The following is a 23,837-nucleotide window of genomic DNA, read 5'->3' as shown; positions in this document are numbered from 1 at the left end:
TTACAACTGACATCTCAAGCCGCCAAAAAACGGTAAAGATTGCGCAGCATGCCCGCAGTCGCCCCCCAGATGTAGCGCTGCTGCTCTCCATCCTGATAGGGCATGGCGAACCACTCTCGATCGACACCCTGCCACTGCATGGCATGGCGCTCGTGGTGAGCGGGGTTGAGCAAGAAGGACAAGGGCACTTCAAACAAATCAGTCACCTCGCCCGGATTGGGAAAGTAGCTGGGCTGCGGGCGCACCAGCGCCACCACAGGCGTGATATTGAATGCCGTACCCGTCACATAGACAGGCAGACGCCCCAGCACCTCAACATTCTTGGGGGCAAGCCCCACCTCTTCATGGGCCTCGCGCAGCGCTGTAGCCTCGGCCGATACATCCTGCGGATCACGCTTGCCGCCCGGAAAAGCCACCTGCCCGGAATGCGTAGACAGCTTTGCCGAGCGTACGGTCAGCAGCACCGTCGGCTGCTCACGCAGCACGATGGGCACAAGCACGGCGGCATCAGAAGGCTCGCGGGTGGTAAAGCGCTTTTCTGGCATGTGCTCGGGCGACCATTGCGGCGGCTGTGCAAAGCGCGTGCGCAGGGCTTGAGGGGTCTGCGCACCCAAGGGAACCGAGGGCAGCTCACGGTCAATGCCCAGCAATCGCGCCAGTCTGGGGTCTACGGTGCCGATGGAAGGAGTAGAAGATTGATCAGATGCAGGCATGTATTCAGCCCAAACAAGAACTAAAGCAAGAACAACAAAGCCACAGCAGCCATAAAAAAAGCCGCCACAGCGAACTGTAGCGGCTTTTACGGAATCACTTCCGACGCGCGTATTACTGAGCAGCAGCTGCAGTCTTAACGCGGCGCTGAGGCAGCTTTTCCTTGATACGAGCAGACTTGCCGCTACGTTCACGCAGGTAGTACAGCTTGGCACGGCGCACATCACCGCGACGCTTGACTTCAATGCCAGCGATCAGAGGGGAGTAAGTCTGGAACGTACGTTCCACGCCTTCACCGCTGGAGATCTTGCGCACTGTGAAGCCGCTGTTCAGGCCACGATTACGCTTAGCAATCACAACGCCTTCGTAAGCTTGAACGCGCTTACGAGCACCTTCAACCACGTTCACGCTCACGATGACGGTGTCACCAGGAGCGAATTCGGGGATAGTCTTGTTCAGGCGAGCAATTTCTTCTTGCTCGAGGGTCTGGATCAGATTCATGATGTAAATCCACTTGGATCTTGTCCGCGCCAGAATTGGCAAGCACCGGGATTGGTGCCATTGCTGCATTACAGGAACTGCCCGAAGGCAGATCCGTTATTCCTTGCAGCGGCCGGATATAGGATCAAAGAGCCTCAGATTATAGCTTGGGAGCTGTTTTTGCCAAAAACCCTTCGTCCTTGGCATTGAGAAGCCCCTGTTTTCGAGCTTGCTTGATCAGCTCCGGGCGGTGTTGCGCGGTGATGCGCAAGCGCTGATCACGGCGCCAGCGTTCAATATTGGCGTGGTGGCCAGACAACAGCTCAGGCGGCACATCCTGCCCATTCCAGACTTCGGGGCGTGTGTAATGCGGGCAATCCAGCAAACCATCCAGCGCGGGGTTGAAGCTGTCTTGCTGAAAGCTGCCTTCGTCGTTGAGCACACCCGGCTGCAATCGCGCCAGAGAGTCCAGCAACACCATGGCCGCGAGTTCCCCGCCGGAGAGCACAAAGTCACCCAGACTCAGCTGGTGCGTGACATGGGTATCGATAAAGCGCTGGTCAATACCTTCATAGCGGCCGCAAAGCAGTACCGCGCCACGGCTTTCGGCCCACTCCGCCACCACCGCATGCTTGAGCGTGGTGCCAATGGGCGAAAACAAAACTACAGGTGCGGGCTCGGCCTGCTCTTGCGCATCAGCCTCGATACGGGCTGCGCGAATCGCATTCAGGCACAGCTGCAAGGGCTCGGCCATCATCACCATGCCGGGGCCGCCGCCAAAGGGACGGTCATCAACGCGGCGGTAATTGCCTTCGGCCCAGTCGCGAGGGTTCCACAAATGCACTGCGACCTGGCCAGAGCTGTAAGCGCGGCGAGTCACCCCGCTTTCCAGAAACGGGGCAAACAACTCAGGAAACAGGGTAATGATGTCGAAACGCATGATCTACAAGCGTAAGCAGCTATCTAATTAATAGTGCTTACGCATTCAAATTCAATAATCAGGCTGCCAGTCGGCGACGATGAGCTTGGTGGCCAGATCAACCGAGTCCACATAAGCATCAACAAAAGGAATCAGGCGCTCCTGCTCCTTGCCTTCAACTTCATAGCCCAGCACCAGAACAGTCTGTGGACCAGTCGACATCAGATCCGTGACAACACCCAGAGCCACACCTTCGCGGTTAACTACGGACAAGCCCAGCAGGTCGACCCAGTAAAACTCGCCGTCATCGGTCTTGGGGAAATGCTCACGCGCTACAAAGATGCGAGCACCGCGCAAGGCTTCAGCCGCGTTACGGTCTGCAACTTCAGGTGACGTAGCCACCACAGTATCGGAGTGGAAACGCGCCTGCTTGACTGGCAAGATCACAGTCCCCGTGAACTGCTTGGCGCCCTTTTCCGAAGGCAGCAAGAACCAGTTCTTGGCAGCAAACAGGGCATCAGGAGCGCTGCTGAACGCGTGGACTTTGAACCAGCCCTTGATTCCCCAGGCATCGGCAATGCGACCGACTTCAATGGCATCAGCAGGCAAGCTCGCAGCTTGAAGAAGAGGCATGTGGCTCATGGGAATCAGCGAAAAAGAGATTTCAGAAATTCAATAGAAAACGGGTCCCGTCAGGCAAGCCAACGGAACCCGCTTTGATAAGGCGCTTAAAAAGCAGCCACCTAATAAATTAGGCAGCAACCTTCTTGGTAGCTTCCTTGATCAGGCGTTCAGCCGTTTCAGAAGCTTGAGCACCAACGCTCTTCCAGTAAGCAACGCGGTCCAGAGCCAGACGCAGGCCTTCTTCGGCGCCACGAGCGCTAGGGTTGTAGAAACCCAGACGTTCGATGAAAGCACCGTCGCGGCGAACGCGCTTGTCAGCAACAACTACGTTGTAGAAAGGACGAGCTTTAGAGCCGCCGCGGGAGAGACGAATAACAACCATGATGTTTCCTTCGGGTGGTTACAGCCAGTGCCATCAAAAATTTGACCAGCTGCGCAGGTTTTCTTACAGCGTTTGAGACACGCGACATGACCACCCGGCCAGCGACACGCCGTAAAACCGGAAATTATATCGATTTCTGTCCAAGCTGCCTACAGCCCGGCAAATGAACAGATGCAATGCAAAGGTCTATCGCCAGTGAGACCGCACTTGCCCTGTGCCCGAAAAGCCGCATGGCAGGAATAATGGACTGGTCTTATCGCTTTTAGCTTCTGCTCCCAGCCATGAACCCTATTGCGTCCGCTACTGCCCCCACCTCTCGCGCCAAGAACAAGACTGTCGCCGCCTGGTTGGCTTTTCTGGGCGGCCCATTGGGCTTGCACCGTTTCTACCTCCACGGTCTGGGCGACTGGCTGGGATGGCTTTTACCTGTCCCTACCGCGCTGGGTATTTACGGCATTGAGCGAGTCCAGCAGCTTGGGCAGGACGACCAACTGAGCTGGATTCTCATCCCCATGCTGGGCTTCACCATCGCCGGGTGTGCACTGCGCGCTATTCTTTATGGGCTGATGGAAAAGCAGGCTTGGAATGCCCATTTCAACCCCGGCGCAGCCTCTGATGCACCAGCAGGGAGAACCCAATGGACCACGATTTTCGCCATTGCGCTGTCGTTAATGTTTGGCGCCACCGTGCTGATGGCCAGCATTGCCTACAGCTTTCAGCATTATTTTGAATATCAGGTGCAAGAGGCGCGAAAAATATCCCAATGAGGCTGATTCAGAACCTTCAAACCAAGGGTTGAACCTAGCAAGCCCTATTTTCAAAATGCATTTTTTGTAAGCAAAAGTCTAATTTCAGGTTTAAGAGCCTTAAAACGCGCCCCCTATCAAGCGACAGAACCCACAATGCCAATCTGAAGAACATCTTGCAACGATTTCGCCCCTCGCAGACTCTGCGTACTCAGGCGTTCTCGCTGCACCTGCCTGATGAGGTTTTATGTCTGTACCTGCCGACAAGTCTGTCAAATCCGAAGTACATGGACAAAGCCCCTTCCCGGCCGCCACTAGTCTGGTGGGCGTGTACGGAGAGCAGCTTTTCCGCATTCTTGAACAGACCAGCAGCGGTTATGTACTGCTGGACGCGCAAAACCGGGCTCAGCGCTGGAACGATGGCTACCTGCGCCTCTTTCCATGGCTTGTACCGACTCTCAAGGTCGGCTCCGTGCTGCAGACGGTCCTGCAAGCTGCTGCGGCATCTGCTCCATCCACATCTGCGCCAGCCCTGAACAGCATTGCCGAGAGCCAGCTGTCCTTGATCACGCGCCAGCAAACCAGTGCCCAGGTTCAACTACCCAATGGGCGCAAGGTCAGCCTGTCGGCCCACGCTCTTTCGGCTAATTACACCGTGCTGGCCTGCAAGGAACTGGTTGCCGGTGAAGGCGACGGGGAAAGCCTCGCATTCTTTGATGTTCTGACCAACCTGCCCAACCGCCGCCTGCTGCTGGATCGCCTGTCGCAATCCATGATCCAGTCTGAGCGTACCGGCTGGCGTGGCGCCCTGTTGACTATCGACATGGAGCCCGCCAAGGGTTTTACCAGCCTGAATGCCGATGCGGCCAATGCACACCTGGCATCAGACATTGCGCAGCGCCTGCTCAGCTGCATGCGCGCCTGCGATACCGTCGCTCGCATGGATGCCAAGCACTTTGTCATCATGGTGTCTGACCTGTCCCCAGATATTGAACTGGCCAACCTGCTGGTCGAACGGCTTGGAGAGCGCCTTCAGGAAAGCCTGAACACCAGCTACAAGCTCAACAACCAGACCGTGACGCTGGAGGCTAATATTGGCGCCACCTTGTTCGGCCCTCACTCCCGCTCGGCCACCGAGTTGCTGCAGCAGGCTGAAACTGCCATGTACCGCCTGCGCGACGAGGAAGCCCCAGGCCTGCATTTCTTCAGCCCCGAGCAGAAAATTCAACCCGTAGACCGGTCCCGCATGGAGCAAGACCTGCGTGAAGCACTGCGTCTGGGTCAGTTTGAACTGCATTACCAGCCTCAGTACTCAACCCGTGGCGACGTTAGTGGACTCGAAGCCTTGCTGCGCTGGCGCCACCCTAGTCGAGGTCTGGTTCCGCCCAGCATCTTTTTGTCAGTTGCAGAAGAAACCGACATCATTGTTCCACTGGGCCGCTGGAGCATTCAGGCCGCCTGCGAGCAACTGGCTCAATGGAAGAACGACCCACAACTGAGCAATCAGACCGTGTGCGTCAACATCAGCGCCAAGCAACTGCAGCATGCCGATCTGGCTGAGCAGGTCGAAAGCATCATTGCGCGGACGGGCGCGAACCCCGCCCTGCTCGTGCTGGAGCTTTCAACCAAGACCTTGAACCCCGTCAATGCCGACATCATTCAAGCCTTGAGCCGCCTGAGCGCCATTGGCCTACGTCTGTCACTGGATGACTTTGGCAGCAGCTCCAGCACCCCCGAGGTGCTGCGCCAATTGCCTTTGTGTCAGCTCAAGCTCGCACATTCACTGGTTCAGCGCCTTGGCCCCAACAATGCCAGCGAAGCCGCGGTTCAAGCCGCGATTGCGCTGGCTGGCAGCCACAAAATCACCGTGGTCGGCGCGGGTGTTGAAACCCTTGAACAACGCGCCCTGCTGGCGCAGCATGGTTGCGAGCACTTCATGGGCTATCTGTTCAGCGCCCCGGTGCCGGTTGGCCAGATCAAGTCACTGCTGCAAAACCCTGCATTGTTTGGGCTGCAGAAACACGTCGCCTGACCCCCTGATTCAGGCACAAAAAAAGGCTTCGCAATGCGAAGCCTTTTTTTACATATAGCCCTTAATTCATATGCGCTAGCAGCTATGAATCAAGTAGCAAATTAATACAGCTGCAAGCTGACCCAATAGGCAATAGAAGCCACAAAGGCGCTAGCTGGAATCGTCAGAACCCAGGCCCAGACGATGTTGCCAGCAACACCCCAGCGCACTGCGCTGGCTCGCTGGGTAGAGCCCACGCCCACAATCGCACCTGTGATGGTGTGTGTGGTCGACACAGGTACGCCCAGGAAGGTTGCAAAGAACAGTGTCAAAGCGCCACCGGATTCAGCACAGAAGCCGCCAACGGGCTTGAGCTTGGTGATCTTCTGACCCATGGTCTTCACGATGCGCCAGCCACCAAACATGGTGCCCATGCCAATCGCCAGGTAGCAGCTCACAATAGTCCACGTCGGTGGCGCTGCGTCAGCGGCATTGGTGTAGCCCGTCGCAATCAGCAGCAGCCAGATAATACCGATGGTCTTTTGAGCATCGTTACCACCGTGACCCAGGCTGTAAGCCCCGGCAGAAACCAGCTGCAGGCGGCGGAACCACTTATCCACGCGATGGGGGCTTGCGCGGCGGCAAATCCAGGCCACCAGCACCATCATCAGCGAACCCAGCAGGAAGCCCAGCACGGGAGACACAAAGATGAAGGCCACTGTCTTCCAGATACCGCTGGCAATCAGCGCACCGGCGCCAGCCTTGGCCATCACAGCACCCACAATGCCGCCGATCAGGGCGTGCGAAGAGCTGCTGGGAATACCGTAGATCCAGGTGATGACGTTCCAGCTAATGGCACCAACCAAGGCACCGAACACGACGTGCGTATCCACAATACCCGGCTGCACAATGCCCTTGCCCACCGTAGCTGCCACGCTCAGATGGAAGACAAAAATCGCCACCACGTTGAAGAACGCAGCGAACATCACCGCATGAGCGGGCTTGAGCACCCCCGTAGAAACTACGGTGGCGATGGAATTGGCAGCGTCGTGAAAGCCGTTCATAAAGTCGAACAGCAACGCAAGCGCCACCAGCAAAATCACAACCCAGAGGGCTGCCTGTACCGGTTCCATGATCGGGCTCCAGCGAGAATCAGGAATTCTCGAGGACGATGCCCTCGATCAGATTGGCCACGTCTTCGCAGCGATCTGTAACGGTTTCCAGCAGCTCGTAGATAGCCTTGAGCTTGATCACTTCACGAACATCGGGCTCTTCACGGAAGAGCTTGCTCATGGCGGCTCGCATCACGCGGTCAGCGTCGCTTTCCAGACGATCAATCTCGTCGCAGGTCTTGCTCGTGGCGTCCACGATGGAAGGATCCGAGAGACGGTCCAGCAACTTGACAGCATCACGCACACGCTCACAGCAACGCACACACAGGTCGGTCAGACGTGTGATTTCTTCCGTCATGTGACGCACGTCGTACAGCGCCATGGTCTCGGCCGAGTCCTGAATCAGGTCAGCCACGTCATCCATGGTGTTGATCAGCGAGTGAATGTGCTCACGATCAAGAGGAGTGATGAACGTCTTGTGCAGCAGCTTGGTCACATCATGGGTGATGCGGTCAGCGGCGCGCTCGGCGTTATCGACGTCTGCGTTGTATTTTTCGCGCAGATGGAGGTCGTTGTAATTTGCAACGAGTTGCGAAAAAGCATGAGCTGCTTCAACGATGCGGTCTGCATGTTGATTGAACATCTCGAAAAAATTGCCTTCTCGCGGCAATAGCTTGCCAAATAGCATGAATGCTCCTTACCGGGGAAAAGAAACCAGGCGACTCACAGCAAAAGAGCATGGTTCCCGGCTTAAACGGGGCGAAGTTTACTCTTGAGTCCTTGTGCGTTTCAGCGCGCAATCAAGACAGCCCTTCAAGCGGCACGAAAAATAAAATACACCGTGTTCGTCTAGCCAAATCCTGATACAGCGGCACCAGCGCCAGCAGAGAAAGAGATTTCTCTCAATCAAAAGTACGCAAAGTACCCGATGTGGAATGACAGCAAAAAATCACGCGAATAAGTTCTAAAAATTTCTTTTTGAAATAAGCAAATTCCCTTAAAGCATAAAAAGGAATTAAAAAGAATCAAAGAGAAATTGAAAAAACATTCAAAAAACCCAAAAAAACGTCATTTATTTGTCATCTTCTTCAGTTTACGGGGATTTACGCAGGGAATTGAGACCCTAGAGCATGCTCGAAACGAGCTGCTCCAGAGCCATTTCCAACCCCGCATATACCCTAATAAAGGTCTACTCACCCAGATAGGCGGCGCGCACACGAGGATCCTTGAGCAAAGTCTGCCCCGGCCCCGTCATGGTGATGATTCCTGACTCCATCACATAGCCCCGGTCGGCCAGCGCCAGCGCGCGGCTGGCATTTTGCTCCACCAGCATCATGGTGACGCCCAGAGCATAAACATCGCTGACCACCTCAAAAATCTTGTCTACCATGATAGGAGACAGCCCCATGGATGGCTCATCCAGCAGCAGCACCTTGGGCTGACTCATCAAGGCACGCGCCATGGCCAGCATTTGCTGCTCACCACCAGACATCGTTCCCGCCAGCTGATCTTTGCGCTCTCTAAGGCGCGGAAAGATGCCAAACATGCGCTCAATATCGGCCTGAATACCGGCCTTGTCATTGCGCGTGTAGGCGCCCATGAGCAGGTTTTCCGTGATCGTCATGCGTGCAAACACGCCGCGCCCTTCGGGCACCATGACCAGGCCTTCGGCCACCAGATCCCAGGCGCCTTTGCCCTTGATGCTTTTGCCCAGATACAGAATTTCTCCATCTGCAATAGGCAGGCCGCGTGTAACGGCTTTCATGGTGGTGGTCTTGCCCGCACCATTGGAGCCAATCAGCGACACCAGTTCACCCTGGTGCACGACAAAATCCACCCCTTTGACGGCCTGAATACCGCCGTAACCCACTTTAAGCCCACGCACCTCCAGCAGCACCGGCGCTGCGGACTTGACCACCTGAGCTTGTTCCAGCACTTGTTCCTGCATATTCAATGGCCTCCGGTGCCCAGATAGGCTTCAATCACTTTTTCGTTCTTTTGCACTTCGGCAGGCGTGCCTTCGGCAATGGGTTTGCCGTAGTCCAGCACTGTCACGCGATCGCACAGGCCCATGACCAGCTTGACATCGTGCTCAATCAGCAAAATGGTGCGCTGGTCATTGCGGATGCGGTCAATCAGCTCGCGCAGTTGCACCTTCTCCGTGGCATTCATGCCAGCGGCAGGTTCATCCAGCGCGATCAACTGCGGATCGGTGGCCAGCGCGCGGGCAATTTCCAGCCGGCGCTGATCGCCATACGACAGCGTGCGGGCCTTGAAGTCGGCATATTTCCCAATGCCCACATAGTCGAGCAACTCTCGTGCCCGCTCGCGAATCGCAGCTTCCTCGGCCTTGAAGCCCTTGGTGCGAAACACTGCCCCCAGCAAGCCTGAATGCGTGCGCACATGGCGGCCCACCATCACGTTCTCAAGCGCCGTCATTTCGGCAAACAGGCGAATGTTCTGGAAGGTTCGGGCAATTCCCGCTCTTGCCACCTTGTGCACAGCTGTAGGTTCGTAGGGCTTGCCAGCCAGCTCGAACTTGCCGGTATCTGGCGTATACAGACCCGTGATGACGTTGAAAAAAGTCGTCTTACCGGCGCCATTGGGGCCAATCAGGCCATAGACCTGCCCCCGCTCTATCTTCATGTTGACGCCAGACAGTGCCTGCAAGCCACCAAAGCGCTTGGAGATGCCCGAGACGTTGAGGACCGTGGAAGTCGTGTTCTCTGCCATATCAGTTCACATTCCTTGTCTTCATTGTCATCAGGACACATGGTCCAGGTTTTTGGCACGCTCTGGCGTGGGCCACAGCCCGCGTGGGCGCATGAGCATGATGACGATCATGGCCAGCGCAATCAGCAACTGGCGCAGGATGGAGGCGTCTAGCCGCCCACCGGTCATCTCTTGCAGCGGGCCAGCCACATAGCGCAGCGCCTCGGGCAAGGCCGATAGCAGAACCGCCCCCAGAATCACGCCGGGGATATGGCCCAGACCACCGAGAACCACCATGGCGACGATCATGACGGACTCCATGAGGCTGAACGACTCTGGCGAGACGAAGCCCTGAAAAGCAGCGAACATGGCCCCGGACACACCGCCAAACGATGCACCCATGCCAAAGGCCAACAGCTTCATGTTGCGCACATTGATTCCCATGGCCTTGGCCGCGATTTCATCTTCACGAATCGCCATCCAGGCACGGCCAATGCGCGAGTCCTGCAGGCGGTAGCAAATCAGCACCGTGAACAGCACCAGCACCAGAAACAGGTAGTAGTACATCGTGACCGATGCCACATCAAAACCAAAAAACTCGTGGCGCTTGGCCAAGTCAAAGCCAAAAACCTTGACTGAGTCGATCTGACCAATGCCTTTGGGGCCATTGGTGATGTTGACGGGCTGGTCCAGGTTGTTCACGAAGATGCGGATGATCTCGCCAAAGCCCAGCGTCACGATGGCCAGATAGTCCCCGCGCAGCCGCAGTACGGGCAGCCCCAGCAACACCCCTGCACACGCTGCAATCAGCATGCCTAGCGGAATAACCAGCCAGATAGAGGTGTGCAGCCCATCCGGAAACATGGCCGCAAACCCCTCAAAAGTCTCAGCCAGATGAGGTGATGCCATCAGCGCAAACATATACGCGCCCACTGCATAGAAGGCCACATAGCCCAAGTCCAGCAGACCGGCGTAGCCCACCACGATGTTCAGGCCCAGGGCCAGCATCACGTAAAGCAGGGCCAAGTCGGCAATGCGCACCCATGCGTTGCCAAAGTACTGAAGGATGAACGGCAGCACCAGCAGGCCAATGCCACCTAAAACCCAGGAAAGTATTTTTTTGTTTTTCATGGGTAATCCTCAGGCTCGATCGGCCACACGCTCACCCAGCAGGCCCGAAGGACGCAGCGTCAGGATGATGATCAGCACGACGAAGGCAAAGATGTCGGTGTACTGGCTACCCAGAACCCCGCCCGTCAGATCTCCGATATAGCCCGAGCCGATGGACTCGATCAGCCCCAGCAGCAGGCCACCAACTACCGCACCGGCCAAGTTGCCGATGCCGCCAAACACCGCCGCCGTAAATGCCTTCAGGCCCGGCAAGAAGCCCATGGTGTGATGCGCTGTGCCGTAGTTGGAGGCATACAAAATGCCTGCAATGGCCGCCAGCACCGCGCCAATGATGAAGGTGGCAGAGATCACCATGTCCGGCTTCACACCCATCAGCGAAGCCACACGCGGGTTTTCTGCCGTGGCGCGCATGGCGCGACCCAGCTTTGTGTAGTTCACCAGGTACATCAGCGTAGCCAGTGCCAGAGCCGTGACCACCAGCACCAGAATCTGCGTGGGCGTAATCACCGCTGTGCCAATTTCATAAGGCGTGCTGGACAGCAATGTGGGGTAAGCCTTGTAATTAGGCTTCCAGATGATCATGGCCAGCGTCTGCAGCAGGATGGAGACGCCAATGGCCGTAATCAGCGGCGCAAGGCGTGGGCTGCTGCGCAGCGGGCGGTAGGCCACTTTTTCTATCACGAAGTTCAGCGATGCAGCCACCACGCAGGCAATGATGGCGGATATCAAAAGCATGAGCCAGCCCGGCAGATAGGGCATGGCTTCCTGCATCAGACCAATGCAGCTCCAACTGGTTAAAGCCCCCACCATCAGCACTTCGCCGTGTGCAAAGTTAATCAGCTGAATGATGCCGTACACCATGGTGTAGCCCAAGGCTATCAAGGCGTACATGCTGCCCAACACCAGACCATTGATGATCTGTTGCAGCAAGATATCCATAAGCGCGCTCCCCTTCTCTCGACCCAAGACGGAGACACAGCGAGCCTCTCATCCCGAACGACGGAGCCAGCAATGCCATGGTTCCCCTTTTGCAGTCCGCCGCTTTGTGAGCCGCTTGTCGCAAAAGAGTGAATCGATTCTAGGGAGCAGTTTTCATGCCAGAGGGCGGGGGTTTCCCGTGGCAGAGGCTGTTGATGCTGCAGCGCAAAAAGTTATCGGCCGCGCAAGTTCAATAAATTCAGACACTTAGTCAGCACCAAGCGGCACAAATAGCGATAAACGCTAAAAGCACCAGCAAGAATGCCGCATTTCACTAGTCACCGTCTTGCAACACTGAGCAAATGGCCTGCGAGCAGCGCTTGACGCAATTACGGCTCAGGCTCCGATTCCTGCTGCGGCTTGCCAGCACGCGCCGCTTCATTCAGTTCGCGCAGTTGCTCCAGCTTCTGGCCAATCTTGATTTCCAGCCCGCGCGGTACCGGCTGGTAAAAGCCGGGGTCTTCCATGCCATCGGGCAGATAGCTCTCGCCCGCGGCAAAGCCGCCTTCCTCGCTGTGCGCGTAGCGGTAGTCCTTCCCATAGTCCAGCTGCTTCATCAGCTTGGTCGGTGCGTTGCGCAAATGCAAGGGCACAGGGCGCGTGGCGTCGGCCTTCACAAAGGCCTTGGCTTTGTTATAGGCCATGTAACCCGCGTTGCTCTTGGGAGCCACGGCCAAATAGATCACGGCCTGCGCCAGCGCCAGCTCGCCCTCTGGGCTGCCCAGACGCTCGTATGTTGCAGCCGCGTCATTGCACATCTGCATGGCTCGCGGGTCGGCCAAACCAATATCTTCCCAAGCCATGCGCACAATGCGGCGCGCCAGATAGCGCGGGTCTGCACCGCCATCCAGCATGCGAGTGAACCAATACAGTGCGGCATCTGGGTCAGAGCCGCGCACGGATTTGTGCAGCGCGCTGATGGTGTCGTAGAACTGCTCGCCGCCTTTGTCGTAACGGCGCATGCGCTCGCCCAGCACCTTGAGCAGCCAGACATCGGTAATCGTTTCCACCTTGGCCTGCTCAGCCGTCATGGACAGAGTCTCCAGCGTGTTCAGCAAGCGGCGTGCATCACCGTCGGCATAGGCTATCAGGCGCTCAACCGCTTCGTTTTCGATAGCTGGTAGCGCTTGTATCGCCTGCGCTTTGGCCACTATTTGCTTTAAATCGGCTTCCGACAGCGACTCCAGCACATAGACAGCTGCACGCGAGAGCAAGGCCGAGTTGACTTCAAACGACGGGTTCTCCGTCGTCGCGCCGATAAAGGTGAACAGGCCGCTTTCCACATGGGGCAAAAATGCATCCTGCTGGCTTTTGTTGAAGCGGTGCACCTCGTCCACAAACACGATGGTGCGCTGCTGCATCAGCCCGTCGCGCGCCAGCTGCGCCTGCTCCACGGCTTCGCGAATGTCCTTCACACCACCCAGCACGGCGCTGATGGAGATGAACTGCGCATCAAACGAATCGGCCATCAAGCGGGCAATCGTGGTCTTACCCACGCCGGGCGGGCCCCAGAGAATGCAGCTGTGCGGGCGGCCCGACTCAAACGCCAGGCGCAGCGGCATGCCCTCACCCAGCACTTGTTGCTGGCCGACCACCTCGCCCAGCGTGCGCGGGCGCAGACGTTCTGCCAGAGGCTGATGGGAAACTGCCGAGGAATGAGAGTTGTTGTGCATGACCATGACCCCTCAAGTATCCAACGCGCCAGCCCTGCGCGCAGCCAAATGGGCTGGGCTGCTGTGCACAGCCACTTTCGTAGCCAGTACTCACCTGCGTTAACCCTTATTTCCTATCAGAATTATTGATAAGAGAAAATAGCGTTTTAACGGATTAAATCTCTCCATTAACGAGGTCACCCCTCGCCTTCATGGAAGTACTGCCCCTGTTCTGCCTGCCAAAAGCCAGGTCAGCCATGCGCGGCAGCGCGTTTAGATTCATTGCCTGCTGCCCCACCTTCGGCAGGCAATGCCTGAGACTGATACGGCTACCGCCCGTCAGCCAGCACTCAATCGAAAGCATCCGCAACTTTCCTTGATTCCAACTGACTTTGGGCGCGCTGCTGCAAGCACCGTGCACCAGATCCTATGCGTATGAAAAAACTCAAGACGTGGGACATTTTTGCCCTCGGCTTCATGACCTTTGCCCTGTTTCTCGGGGCAGGCAACATCATCTTCCCTCCCATGGTGGGCATGGCTGCGGGTGAAAACCTGCTGGGCGCATCGGCCGGCTTTTTGCTGACCGGCGTGGGCCTGCCACTGCTGGGCGTGATCGCCCTGGCCCGCGTGGGCGGTGGTCTGGACACCCTGACCCACCCCATCGGCCGCATTGCCGGTCTGGTGCTGGCGGTTGCCATCTACCTCACCATAGGCCCCCTGTTCGCCACGCCGCGCACCGCCACGGTCTCGTTTGAGATGGGCCTGGCACCGTTTGTGGGCAACACGCCTGGCATGCTGCTGGCCTTCACCATCACCTATTTTGTGATGGTGGCGCTGCTGTCGCTGTTCCCCGGCAAGCTGATGGACAACGTGGGCAAGATCATCACCCCCGTGCTGATTGTGGCTCTGGCTGTACTCGGCGGCTCTGCCGTGCTGGCCCCTGTGGGTGGCTACAGCGTCAGCACTGCGGCCTATGCCACGCAGGCTGCAGCCTTCTCCGAAGGCTTTTTGCAGGGCTACCAGACCATGGACGCGCTGGCTTCGCTGATCTTCGGCATCGTCATCGTCAATGCCATCAAGGCCGCTGGCGTGCACGACACCAAGCTGCACACCCGCTACTGCATCTACGCCGGCATCATTGCCGCCGTGTGTCTGGGTCTGGTCTATGCATCGCTGATGTATCTGGGCGCAACCAACAGCAATCTGGCTGCCAATGCCACCACCGGCGTGCAGATTCTCACGGCCTTTGTGCAGCAGACCTTCGGCCCCGCAGGCCTGTGGCTGCTGGCCATCGTCATCATGCTGGCCTGCCTGACGACCGGGATCGGCCTGATTACGGCGTGCAGCAGCTTCTTCAGCGACCTGACCGGCATCAATTACCGCACGATGGTCATCGGCCTGTCCGTCTTCAGCGCTGCCGTGGCCAACCAGGGCCTGGCCCAGTTGATTGCCGTGGCCGTGCCTGTGCTCGTGGGTCTGTACCCTCTGGCAATCGCACTGATCGCCCTGAGCCTGCTGCACCGCTGGAACCAGCCATCGCGCGTCTACATCCCCGTCATGGCCGTCGCTCTGGTCTTTGGCCTGTTCGACGCGGCCAAGGCTGCCAAGTTTGATTCGCTGCTCCCCGCATGGCTGGACACCCTCCCCGGTGCCGCTATGGGTATGGGCTGGGTCACACCCGTTGTCTGCGTGCTACTGATTGCAGGCGCGCTGGACTTTGCAACCGGCAGCAAGCAAGCCATGAGCGCCAAGCGCGCCTGATGACTTCATCTTGAATAGGCATCGCCACTATCAAAAGCGCAGCGCGTTGCGCTTTATAGATAAGGGATAGAGTCTGATTCAACAATAAAAAAGGCCTGCGGAAATTCATCCGCAGGCCTTTTTTGTGCTCGCCCCCTGGGCTATTCGTGTTTACTGCTTGAGCACATCCGCACCCTTTGGTGCTTTGAACTGGAAGGTCGATGCAGGCAAAGAAGCCTGTGTCTGCAAAGACTGGAACTTCATAAGCGAATGCTGGCCAAAGCTGTCTTCAATGCTCAGCGCCGCCAGTTGCCCTTCGGGCGTAAAGCCAATGCGCACGCTTTTAAGCTGACCACCCTTTTGCTTCGGGCTGGCCAACACCCATTCCATACCATCGCCATTGGGCTCGTTGCTCAGCTCAAAGTCCGCCTTCAGCGCCTTCAAATCCGTGGCCGAAGTCAAAATGGCCGCCGGCGTGCTGCCCAGAGCCTGTGCCTGTGCGCGCTCGGTGACTTGATTCAGGTCGGCGTCATACAGCCACAGCGTCTTGCCATCCGCCACAATCAGCTGCTCAAACGGCTTGACGTAGTTGAAACGAAACTTGCCGGGGCGCTGAAATTCAAAGCTGCCGCTGGAAATCTTGGTGCGCGCCTCCTGCCCCTGCTTGGGAGGAGACGTTACCGACTGCGTGAACTCCGCCTTGCCTGCGCGGACGTTCTTCATGAAAGATTCAAGGCTTTTCAGGCCATCAGCCATTGCTGTACTTGCGCCAGCAGCTATCAAAATTGTAGTCAAAAGACGTTTCATCTTTTCTCCAAAAATTTATCCATTGGGGCTTGGGCTTAGCGAGAGACACCAAGCAAGAGCCGCCTTCGGGCGAAGGTGTCATCCCCTCAGAAGGAAGCCGCCACGGGGCTCAGGAGGCATCCCGGTTCGGCACCAGCACATCCCGCTGCCCACTGGAGGTGAGTGAGCTGACCAGCCCGGCCTGCTCCATCTGCTCCAGCAGATTGGCCGAGCGGTTGTACCCGATGCGAAGTTTGCGCTGGACATAGGAAATGCTGGCCTTGCGGTCTTTCAGCACAATCTCCACGGCCTGGTCGTAGAGTTCATCTTTCTCGCCACCGCCGCCTTCGCCGCCCGCTTCTGCGTCACCATCGACCGTTCCGCCTTCCAGAATGCCTTCGATGTAGTCAGGGTCGCCCTGCTCCTTGAGATAAGCGACCACGCGGTGCACCTCTTCATCCGACACAAAAGCGCCGTGCACGCGAATCGGCTGGCCCGTACCGCTGGCCATGTAGAGCATGTCGCCCATGCCCAGCAAGGATTCGGCCCCCATCTGGTCCAGCACAGTGCGGCTGTCGATCTTGCTGCTGACCTGGAAGGCAATACGCGTGGGGATATTGGCCTTGATCAAACCGGTAATCACATCCACGCTGGGGCGCTGGGTGGCCAGAATCAGGTGAATGCCTGCAGCACGCGCCTTCTGCGCCAGACGGGCGATCAGCTCTTCAATTTTCTTGCCCACCACCATCATCAGGTCGGCCAGCTCATCAATGACGATCACCACATGCGGCAAGCGCTGCAGCGGCTCGGGCTCTTCAGGCGTCAGGCTAAAGGGGTTGGGAATCGATTCCTCACGCGCCTTGGCCTCATCGATCTTGGTGTTGTAACCCGCCAGATTGCGCACACCCAGCTTGCTCATCAGCTTGTAGCGGCGCTCCATCTCGGCCACGCACCAGTTCAGGCCGTTGGCGGCCTGCTTCATATCCGTCACCACAGGGCACAGCAGGTGGGGAATGCCTTCGTAGACCGACATTTCCAGCATCTTGGGGTCGATCATCAACAGGCGCACATCGCGGGCCTCGGCCTTGTAAAGCAGAGACAAGATCATGGCATTGATACCCACGGACTTACCAGAGCCGGTGGTACCCGCCACCAGCACGTGGGGCATTTTGGCCAAGTCAGCCACCACGGGATTGCCCACGATGTCTTTGCCCAAGCCCATGGTCAGCATGCTCTTGGCATCGTGATAGACCTGTGAGCCCAGCACTTCAGACAGGCGAATCGACTGGCGCTTGGCATTGGGCAGCTCAAGCGCCATGAAGTTCTTGCCCGGAATGGTTTCAATCACCCGCACAGACACCAGCGACAGTGAACGAGCCAGATCCTTGGCCAGATTAACGATCTGAGAGCCCTTGACACCTGTGGCCGGCTCAATTTCATAGCGCGTAATGACAGGGCCAGGCATGGCCGCAACCACCCGCACTTCCACGCCAAAGTCCTTCAAACGCTTTTCAATCAGACGGCTTGTCATCTCCAGCGTCTCGGCAGAGACCGACTCCTGGCGTTGGGGCGCCTCGTCCAGCAAGTCAACCTGCGGCAGCTTGCTGTCAGGGTGATCCGTGAACAGCGGCTTCTGGCGCTCCTTCACCACGCGGGCGCTGGGTTGGGCCGTTTCTTGCAGCACAGGCTCAATAATCTGCACCGGCTGATGCACAGGGACGCGGATTTCGCCCTCGGTGCGATCAAAGACGACTTCCTCACGCTCGCGGGCCGCTCTTTTGCCGACGGAAACATCCTTGGCAATCTCGCGGCGCTCGCGGCCAAATTGCACCAGACCATCCAGGCGAGCGCCCAGACCTTCGGCCAAAGAGCCCCATGAAAAGCCAAACACCATGGCCGCGCCCAGCACGAACAGGCAGATGCCAATCAGGCCAGAGCCTGCAAATCCCAGCCATTTGAGGCTATTGAAGCCCATCATGTAGCCAAATACACCGCCAGCCGGGCCAGGCAGCAGACTTTCAAAACGGTAAAGGCGAGTCCATTCCAGCGCGCAGCTGGCCACCATCAAGACAGCCAGACCGCCCCAGAACAGAAAGCGGCGACGCCACAGCGGCATCAGCGCTATTGGCGATCCATCTTTGTTCACGCCGCCACGCATCCAACGCACCAGCGATGTAATCCAGGTCTGCGCAGAAGCCAGCACCAGCCACCAGACGGACATGCCAAAGCCGAAATAGCAGGCATCGGCCAGCCAGGCGCCAACGCGGCCCATCCAGTTTTGAACAAACGGCCTTTGCCCGGCACCAGAAGTGGACCAGGCGGCATCCTGCGGGGAATAGGTCAGCATGGCTGTGAGCCAGAAAACCAGAGCCAGCAGGCCAATGAGCAGCAAAACTTCTTGACTGAAGCGAATCACTCCATAGCGCGGAGTGGTTGCCCGGGCTTTGGATTTGCTGGAAGAAGACGCCTTCGAAGCGTTCAATGTGTATGTCATACGCAGGCGCAAGCTTACCTTAGCCCTTTATCCAAGCGGTGATTCGGCCAACACGATTTTCCAGCCTAATGCAAGCACATGCAACAAAGCTGCCAGTCAGCTCACATAAACGCTTATTCACTATCATTTTTAACAATTGCAGTGATTAAAAACAGCTGAGCGCAGAGACCTTGATACGGAGCGATACTCCCATACCTTTTCAATGCTTTCATGACTGCGCGCCGGTTGTCGGCCTGCTTATTTTCAGAGTCACGCTTCATGTCCTCCTCCAAACACGCACAAGTTCTCATCCTGGGCTCCGGCCCTGCAGGCTACACGGCCGCCGTGTACGCCGCCCGCGCCAACCTTAATCCGCTGCTGATCACCGGCATGGCCCAGGGCGGCCAGCTGATGACCACCACCGAAGTGGACAACTGGCCAGCCGATGTGATGGGCGTGGAAGGCCCAGCCTTGATGCAGCGTTTTCAGGAGCACGCAGAGCGCTTCAAGACTGAAATCGTGTTCGACCACATCAACAAGGTCGACTTCTCTAAGCGCCCGTTCACGCTGACTGGCGACAGCGGCACTTACACCTGCGACTCGCTGATTCTTGCCACCGGCGCATCGGCCAAGTATCTGGGCCTGCCTTCTGAAGAAGCCTTCATGGGCCGCGGCGTTTCTGCCTGCGCCACCTGCGACGGTTTCTTCTACCGTGAGCAGCCCGTCTGCGTGATCGGCGGCGGCAACACTGCAGTGGAAGAAGCACTGTACCTGTCCAACATCGCCAGCAAGGTCACTCTGGTGCACCGCCGCGACAAGTTCAAGGCCGAGCCCATTCTGGTGGACAAGCTGATGGCCAAGGTCAATGAAGGCAAGATCGAGCTCAAGACCCACTTCACGCTGGATGAAGTGCTGGGCGACCAGAGCGGCGTGACCGGCATTCGCATCAAGAGCACGCAGGACGGCCACACTGAAGAAATCAAGCTGCAGGGCGCGTTCATCGCCATCGGCCACCACCCCAACACCGACATCTTCCAGGGCCAGCTGGAGCTGGAAAACGGCTACATCGTCACTCAAGGCGGCCTCAAGGGCTTTGCCACGCAGACTAGCGTGCCCGGCGTGTTTGCCGCTGGCGACTGCCAGGATCATGTGTACCGTCAAGCCATCACCAGCGCCGGCACGGGCTGCATGGCAGCCCTCGACGCACAGCGTTTCCTGGAGCAAGAGTCCTGATCGACAGCAAGCGCCGTTATTAATGGCGCTCACAAAAGCCCTTGAGCTTGGCCTTCTTTGGCCCGCCTCAGGGGCTTTTTGCTGAAAACGCTATAATCGCAGACTTTGCTGAATTCAAGGTAGTACAGACCAAGTGCTTTATGCACTTTGTGCCATCGGGACTTCCGCAATCGGGCTACCGCCACCCATTACAAACTGGCGAGGTGAGGTTGTCGGCACCTTCTGCGCAATGCAGGATGGCAGCGCTGGCAGCCGATTCAACTATCGGAGTGTCCAAATGGCACGCGTATGTGAAGTTACGGGCAAGAAGCCCATGGTGGGCAACAACGTTTCCCACGCCAACAACAAGACCAAGCGTCGTTTCCTGCCTAACCTGCAGTACCGTCGTTTCTGGGTCGAAACAGAAAACCGTTGGGTGCGCCTGCGCGTTTCCAGCGCTGCTCTGCGTTTGATCGACAAGAACGGCATCGACTCCGTGCTCGCAGATATGCGCGCCCGTGGCCAAGCTTAATTTCCACTAAAGGAGAATCAACATGGCTTCCAAAGGCGGACGCGAAAAGATCAAGCTGGCTTCTACTGCTGGCACCGGTCACTTCTACACCACAACCAAGAACAAGAAGACGATGCCTGAAAAGATGTCGATCATCAAGTTCGACCCCAAGGCTCGCAAGCACGTCGAGTACAAGGAAACCAAGCTGAAGTAATTCAGCCTGTTTCTTGAAAAACCGCCTCACGCAAGTGCAGGCGGTTTTTTTATGTCTCAAGCATGGCTCAGTTGCGCGGACTCTGACCCAGTTGCAGACAGGCCATCGCCCCCAGATCCTGCATGGCCCTTTCCATGAGTTCGTCGACCGGATGGGTGCAGGCCAGGCGCATACAGTGCTCGTAGCGGCCAGAGTTGGAAAACATACTGCCCGGCGCAATCCTGATGCCCTTACCCAGGGCCGCCGTGAACAGCTCCGAGGTGCGCATTTCTGCGGGAAATTCCAGCCACAGACACAGCCCCCCTGCAGGCAGGCTCATGCGCGTGCCCAAGGGAAAAAACCTGGCAACCAGTCTGGCCATGGATTCACGCTGCTTCTTCAACTGCTGCCTGAGTTTTTCCAGACTGCGCTGATGCGTGGGCGAGCCCAGCACCTCGGACACCACGAGCTGCCCCAGCGTCTGGGTATTGCGGCTTTGCGCAAATTTGAGCATCTGCACCCGACCATGCCATTGGCCACCATTCATCCAGCCCTGGCGCAGACCCGGTGCCAGACTCTTGTTGAAGGCCTGGCAGTAGATCACATGACCCGAAACACTGTCCCAGGCCTTGAGCGGCTTGACGGCCTGTAGCCCCTCCACGAACAGGCCGTAGGAGTCATCCTCAATCAGCGCAGCGCCATGTGCGGCACATAAGGCCACCAGCCTGGCCTTGTTCTCATCGGGCATGCGAGCCCCCAGGGGCATCTGCAATTCCGGCACCACCACCACGGCCTTCAGCCGTGGCTGAGTCTGAAATGCCAGCTCCAGCGCCTCGATGGACATACCTGTGCGCGGACTGCAGGGAATCTCCAAGGTTTGCAGCTGCAGCGACTCCACCACCTGCAGCAACCCGTAATAAGTGGGTGACTCGACAGCCACCAGATCGCCTGGCGAGGCCACAGCCGCCAGTGCCAGACTCACACCTTCTGAATTACCCGTCGTAGCCAGCACATCCACCGGGGCCACGCGTATCCCGGCGGCCAGCGCCCTGCGCGCCATGGCCTGCTGAAACTGGGGGTGATTACCTTGATTTGCCAGTAAAGAGCGGCCTTGCGAAAGCAGCGTCGGGTGCTCGCGCAACAGCCGCGTCACGGTCTTGTTCAGGTAATGGTGGTCGAACAGCGCGGCAGGGGGCGTGCAGCCGCCGATATCCATATACACATCGGCTTGACGCCCACGCTCCAGCAGCAGCGAAATATGCTCGTTGATGCCCACGAAATGCGCATAGGGGTTGGGCTGCACAGGCTGACTCAGGTCGGGTTCGCTGGTCAGAGGCACTGCGGCAACAGCACCCGTTTCGCGCACGAAATAGCCCACGCGAGGCTTGGCTTCCAGATAACCGCTCTCTTCCAGATAGCGCAGCACCTGCAAAGCAGTGGACAGGCTGACCTCATGCCGCACCATCAGCTCGCGCACCGAGGGCATGCGCTCGCCAGGTTTCAGGGTTCCCAGTGCCATGGCTGTGCTGTAGTTGGCAGCCAGCCGCTGATAAAGCGGCAATGCCGGGCTATTGGCCTGTCTGCTGGCGAATGACGAATCAAGAGTGGCGGGAGTCAGCATGGTGACGGTGCGAGCTGCTGGGCCTACATCATGCCAGCAAGACCTGTTCTGCAACAGATACAGATTCAACGCAAACCAGGCAGAACAGAGCAGCACCAATCTGCACTGATACGCCTTGGCAACTTCTGCGCTGTACCTGTTGCGTAAGCCGCGCCAAACCTACGCTTGAGACTTGGAACACTTCTGACAACAATCCCATGCATTGCCCTCAAAGCACACCATCACAGTACCAGCTTCGCACCGGTCAGGCCTTGTCACTGCACCTGCCGCAAGGCCACGAACTGTTCTGCCAGCAAGGACCGTTGCAACTGGCCATCGGACCCTTGAGCTTTACCGACAACCATTTCGGCCAGCACATGGTGCTGCATACAGGCCAGAGCTGGCGCTCACCTTCACATACCTGGGTACAACTGAGCACCCGGCAAGCGGGTCACGCTCAAGTTCAGGTTCATCAGCCCCAGATGCAGAAAAGCTGCACTACCCCCATCGAAGAAGCGGTGCAGCTTGCTAAAAATGACCAAGCTCAGGGCATGAACGCCACGATGGCCAAAACTTGGTGGCAGGTACTGAGCTTGCGCAGTCTCAGCTGGAGCAGCTTCAGGCGCGGGCAGCGCGTAGCTTGACCGAGAAGTCCTTGAGCGCGGCAATACCACTGGCCTCGGCACGCAGGCACCAAGCCTGCAGCTGACTGGTCAATTGCTCGCGGCTCAGCGTGGTGTTCAGCCACAGCTGGCGCAGCTCTTCACGCATGGTCAGCATCTGATCAATCACCGGGTGAGCGGCCCGGGCCTGCGCCAGCTGGCCTTGTGCGCGCTCTGGCACTTTTTCTGCATCGCGATGCAGCCAGCGCTGAACACCCTTGAGCAATGAAACATCAGATTTTTGCGCCTGCTTTTGCTTGAGCAAATCCAGCTCTTGCTGAACAGCAGAGCGTACGCCGCGCGCATAGCGGGCCATGACTTCGTAGCGATTGGCGATGATGGCTTCCAGCGTCAGTTCATCAGCGACCGGCTTGATCGCACCCATGCGCAGGCGCGGCGGCGTCTTCTTGACCTTGGCCCAGCCCAGCTTCTGCATGATGCTGATATAGAGCCAGCCAATATCAAACTCATAGGGCTTGACCGAGAACTTGGCCGACGTTGGATACGTATGGTGGTTGTTGTGCAGCTCTTCACCACCAATGATGATGCCCCAGGGCGACAGGTTGGTAGAGGCGTCCGTTGCCTCGTAGTTGCGATAGCCCCAGAAATGGCCTAGGCCATTGACCACGCCAGCGGCCCAGAAGGGAATCCAGACCATTTGCACCGCCCAGATGCTCATTCCAATGACACCGAACAGCGCCACATTCAAAATCAGCATCAGCGTGGGGCCCCAGACCGAGTGCTTGGAGTACAGATTGCGCTCCAGCCAGTCATCGGGCGTGCCGTGGCCAAACTTCTTGATCGTTTCCGTATTCTTGGCTTCGCTGCGGTACAGCTCAGCGCCTTCGCGCATGACTTTGCTCAGGCCACGCGTCTGCGGGCTGTGAGGATCGTCCACCGTCTCGCACTTGGCATGGTGTTTGCGGTGAATGGCCACCCATTCCTTGGTCACCATGCCCGTACCCAGCCAAAGCCAGAAACGGAAGAAATGGGAAGGCACAGGCCCCAGATCCAGAGCCCGGTGCGCCTGACTGCGGTGCAGAAAAATCGTGACACCCGCAATCGTGAAATGGGTGGTGATCAAGGTGTACAGCAGCAACTGCCACCATGACAGATCCCACAGCCCGTTGGCCATCCATTCCACGACTTCATTCCAGAGCAAGCCAATATCCAGCGACATAAATAACAAAGCCTTTGGCAAA

General features: G+C 57.6%; 24 protein-coding genes. 7 read left to right on the top strand and 17 right to left on the bottom strand.

What is annotated here, in order from left to right; genetic code table 11:
• Window positions 1–14 precede the first annotated feature (14 nt).
• The 5 genes from RSF91_RS06680 to rpsP all read right to left on the bottom strand — a co-directional run bounded on the left by RSF91_RS06680 (window position 15) and on the right by rpsP (window position 3,116).
• The gene (locus RSF91_RS06680; RefSeq protein WP_332567674.1) at window positions 15–713 is read right to left on the bottom strand and encodes a CoA pyrophosphatase; all 699 of its coding nucleotides are present in this window, start codon (window positions 711–713) and stop codon (window positions 15–17) included.
• Between the two features lie 112 nt (window positions 714–825).
• A complete protein-coding gene (rplS, locus tag RSF91_RS06675; protein ID WP_099738331.1) occupies window positions 826–1,212 on the bottom strand; it encodes a 50S ribosomal protein L19 in 387 nt (128 codons plus the stop codon).
• A gap of 139 nt (window positions 1,213–1,351) precedes the next feature.
• Entirely contained in the window at window positions 1,352–2,131 is a 780-nt protein-coding gene (trmD, locus tag RSF91_RS06670) for a tRNA (guanosine(37)-N1)-methyltransferase TrmD (protein WP_332567673.1), read from the bottom strand.
• Window positions 2,132–2,182: 51 nt separating this feature from the next.
• Window positions 2,183–2,752 (bottom strand): ribosome maturation factor RimM, encoded by a 570-nt coding sequence (rimM, locus tag RSF91_RS06665; RefSeq protein WP_332567672.1) that lies wholly within the window; start codon window positions 2,750–2,752, stop codon window positions 2,183–2,185.
• Between the two features lie 109 nt (window positions 2,753–2,861).
• Complete coding sequence (gene rpsP, locus RSF91_RS06660; protein WP_099738336.1) at window positions 2,862–3,116, bottom strand: 30S ribosomal protein S16; 255 nt, start codon at window positions 3,114–3,116, stop codon at window positions 2,862–2,864.
• A gap of 281 nt (window positions 3,117–3,397) precedes the next feature.
• Between rpsP and RSF91_RS06655 the strand changes: the two genes are divergently transcribed.
• Window positions 3,398–3,883: a TM2 domain-containing protein gene (locus RSF91_RS06655; protein ID WP_332567671.1), complete on the top strand. Its 486-nt coding sequence runs from the start codon at window positions 3,398–3,400 to the stop codon at window positions 3,881–3,883.
• A 226-nt stretch (window positions 3,884–4,109) separates the two neighbouring features.
• A complete protein-coding gene (locus RSF91_RS06650) occupies window positions 4,110–5,894 on the top strand; it encodes a putative bifunctional diguanylate cyclase/phosphodiesterase (protein WP_332567670.1) in 1,785 nt (594 codons plus the stop codon).
• A gap of 101 nt (window positions 5,895–5,995) precedes the next feature.
• On the opposite strand, the gene RSF91_RS06645 is transcribed toward RSF91_RS06650, so the two are convergent.
• The 7 genes from RSF91_RS06645 to RSF91_RS06615 form a co-directional block, all read right to left on the bottom strand.
• Entirely contained in the window at window positions 5,996–7,006 is a 1,011-nt protein-coding gene (locus tag RSF91_RS06645; protein ID WP_332567669.1) for an inorganic phosphate transporter, read from the bottom strand.
• Between the two features lie 19 nt (window positions 7,007–7,025).
• Entirely contained in the window at window positions 7,026–7,673 is a 648-nt protein-coding gene (locus RSF91_RS06640; RefSeq protein WP_332567668.1) for a DUF47 domain-containing protein, read from the bottom strand.
• A 501-nt stretch (window positions 7,674–8,174) separates the two neighbouring features.
• Complete coding sequence (locus RSF91_RS06635; RefSeq protein WP_332567667.1) at window positions 8,175–8,933, bottom strand: ABC transporter ATP-binding protein; 759 nt, start codon at window positions 8,931–8,933, stop codon at window positions 8,175–8,177.
• A 2-nt stretch (window positions 8,934–8,935) separates the two neighbouring features.
• Window positions 8,936–9,718: an ABC transporter ATP-binding protein gene (locus RSF91_RS06630; protein WP_332567666.1), complete on the bottom strand. Its 783-nt coding sequence runs from the start codon at window positions 9,716–9,718 to the stop codon at window positions 8,936–8,938.
• Between the two features lie 30 nt (window positions 9,719–9,748).
• A complete protein-coding gene (locus RSF91_RS06625) occupies window positions 9,749–10,828 on the bottom strand; it encodes an ABC transporter permease subunit (protein ID WP_099738349.1) in 1,080 nt (359 codons plus the stop codon).
• A gap of 9 nt (window positions 10,829–10,837) precedes the next feature.
• A complete protein-coding gene (locus tag RSF91_RS06620) occupies window positions 10,838–11,767 on the bottom strand; it encodes a branched-chain amino acid ABC transporter permease (RefSeq protein WP_099738351.1) in 930 nt (309 codons plus the stop codon).
• Window positions 11,768–12,135: 368 nt separating this feature from the next.
• A complete protein-coding gene (locus RSF91_RS06615; protein ID WP_332567665.1) occupies window positions 12,136–13,485 on the bottom strand; it encodes a replication-associated recombination protein A in 1,350 nt (449 codons plus the stop codon).
• Window positions 13,486–13,887: 402 nt separating this feature from the next.
• On the opposite strand from RSF91_RS06615, the gene brnQ reads away from it, so the two are divergent.
• A complete protein-coding gene (brnQ, locus tag RSF91_RS06610) occupies window positions 13,888–15,219 on the top strand; it encodes a branched-chain amino acid transport system II carrier protein (protein WP_442878811.1) in 1,332 nt (443 codons plus the stop codon).
• A 150-nt stretch (window positions 15,220–15,369) separates the two neighbouring features.
• On the opposite strand, the gene lolA is transcribed toward brnQ, so the two are convergent.
• The 3 genes from lolA to RSF91_RS06595 all read right to left on the bottom strand — a co-directional run bounded on the left by lolA (window position 15,370) and on the right by RSF91_RS06595 (window position 18,738).
• Complete coding sequence (lolA, locus tag RSF91_RS06605; RefSeq protein WP_332567663.1) at window positions 15,370–16,005, bottom strand: outer membrane lipoprotein chaperone LolA; 636 nt, start codon at window positions 16,003–16,005, stop codon at window positions 15,370–15,372.
• A 109-nt stretch (window positions 16,006–16,114) separates the two neighbouring features.
• Entirely contained in the window at window positions 16,115–18,478 is a 2,364-nt protein-coding gene (locus RSF91_RS06600; RefSeq protein ID WP_332567662.1) for a DNA translocase FtsK, read from the bottom strand.
• 113 nt (window positions 18,479–18,591) lie between these two features.
• Complete coding sequence (locus tag RSF91_RS06595) at window positions 18,592–18,738, bottom strand: hypothetical protein (protein WP_332567661.1); 147 nt, start codon at window positions 18,736–18,738, stop codon at window positions 18,592–18,594.
• Between RSF91_RS06595 and trxB the strand changes: the two genes are divergently transcribed.
• From trxB to rpmG, 3 genes are all read left to right on the top strand, one after another.
• Window positions 18,737–19,690, top strand: coding sequence for a thioredoxin-disulfide reductase (trxB, locus tag RSF91_RS06590; RefSeq protein WP_332567660.1), 954 nt, complete (start codon window positions 18,737–18,739; stop codon window positions 19,688–19,690). The genes RSF91_RS06595 and trxB overlap by 2 nt on opposite strands.
• 277 nt (window positions 19,691–19,967) lie before the next feature.
• On the top strand, window positions 19,968–20,201 hold the full coding sequence (gene rpmB, locus RSF91_RS06585) for a 50S ribosomal protein L28 (protein ID WP_066539714.1): 234 nt from the start codon (window positions 19,968–19,970) through the stop codon (window positions 20,199–20,201).
• 22 nt (window positions 20,202–20,223) lie between these two features.
• Entirely contained in the window at window positions 20,224–20,394 is a 171-nt protein-coding gene (rpmG, locus tag RSF91_RS06580; protein WP_054067538.1) for a 50S ribosomal protein L33, read from the top strand.
• Between the two features lie 67 nt (window positions 20,395–20,461).
• Here the strand turns inward: rpmG and RSF91_RS06575 are convergent, their stop codons facing one another.
• Window positions 20,462–21,994 (bottom strand): aminotransferase-like domain-containing protein, encoded by a 1,533-nt coding sequence (locus RSF91_RS06575; RefSeq protein ID WP_332567659.1) that lies wholly within the window; start codon window positions 21,992–21,994, stop codon window positions 20,462–20,464.
• A 197-nt stretch (window positions 21,995–22,191) separates the two neighbouring features.
• On the opposite strand from RSF91_RS06575, the gene RSF91_RS06570 reads away from it, so the two are divergent.
• Window positions 22,192–22,617 (top strand): hypothetical protein, encoded by a 426-nt coding sequence (locus RSF91_RS06570; protein ID WP_332567658.1) that lies wholly within the window; start codon window positions 22,192–22,194, stop codon window positions 22,615–22,617.
• Here the strand turns inward: RSF91_RS06570 and RSF91_RS06565 are convergent.
• The gene (locus RSF91_RS06565; protein WP_332567657.1) at window positions 22,592–23,815 is read right to left on the bottom strand and encodes a DesA family fatty acid desaturase; all 1,224 of its coding nucleotides are present in this window, start codon (window positions 23,813–23,815) and stop codon (window positions 22,592–22,594) included. The two genes, RSF91_RS06570 and RSF91_RS06565, sit on opposite strands and share 26 nt — an antisense overlap.
• Window positions 23,816–23,837: the final 22 nt, after the last annotated feature.

The organism is Comamonas sp. (assembly GCF_036643215.1).
Lineage (GTDB): Bacteria > Pseudomonadota > Gammaproteobacteria > Burkholderiales > Burkholderiaceae_C > Comamonas.
The sequence above is the reverse complement of the archived record's forward strand: the minus strand, read 5'-3'. Positions and strand labels throughout refer to the sequence as shown.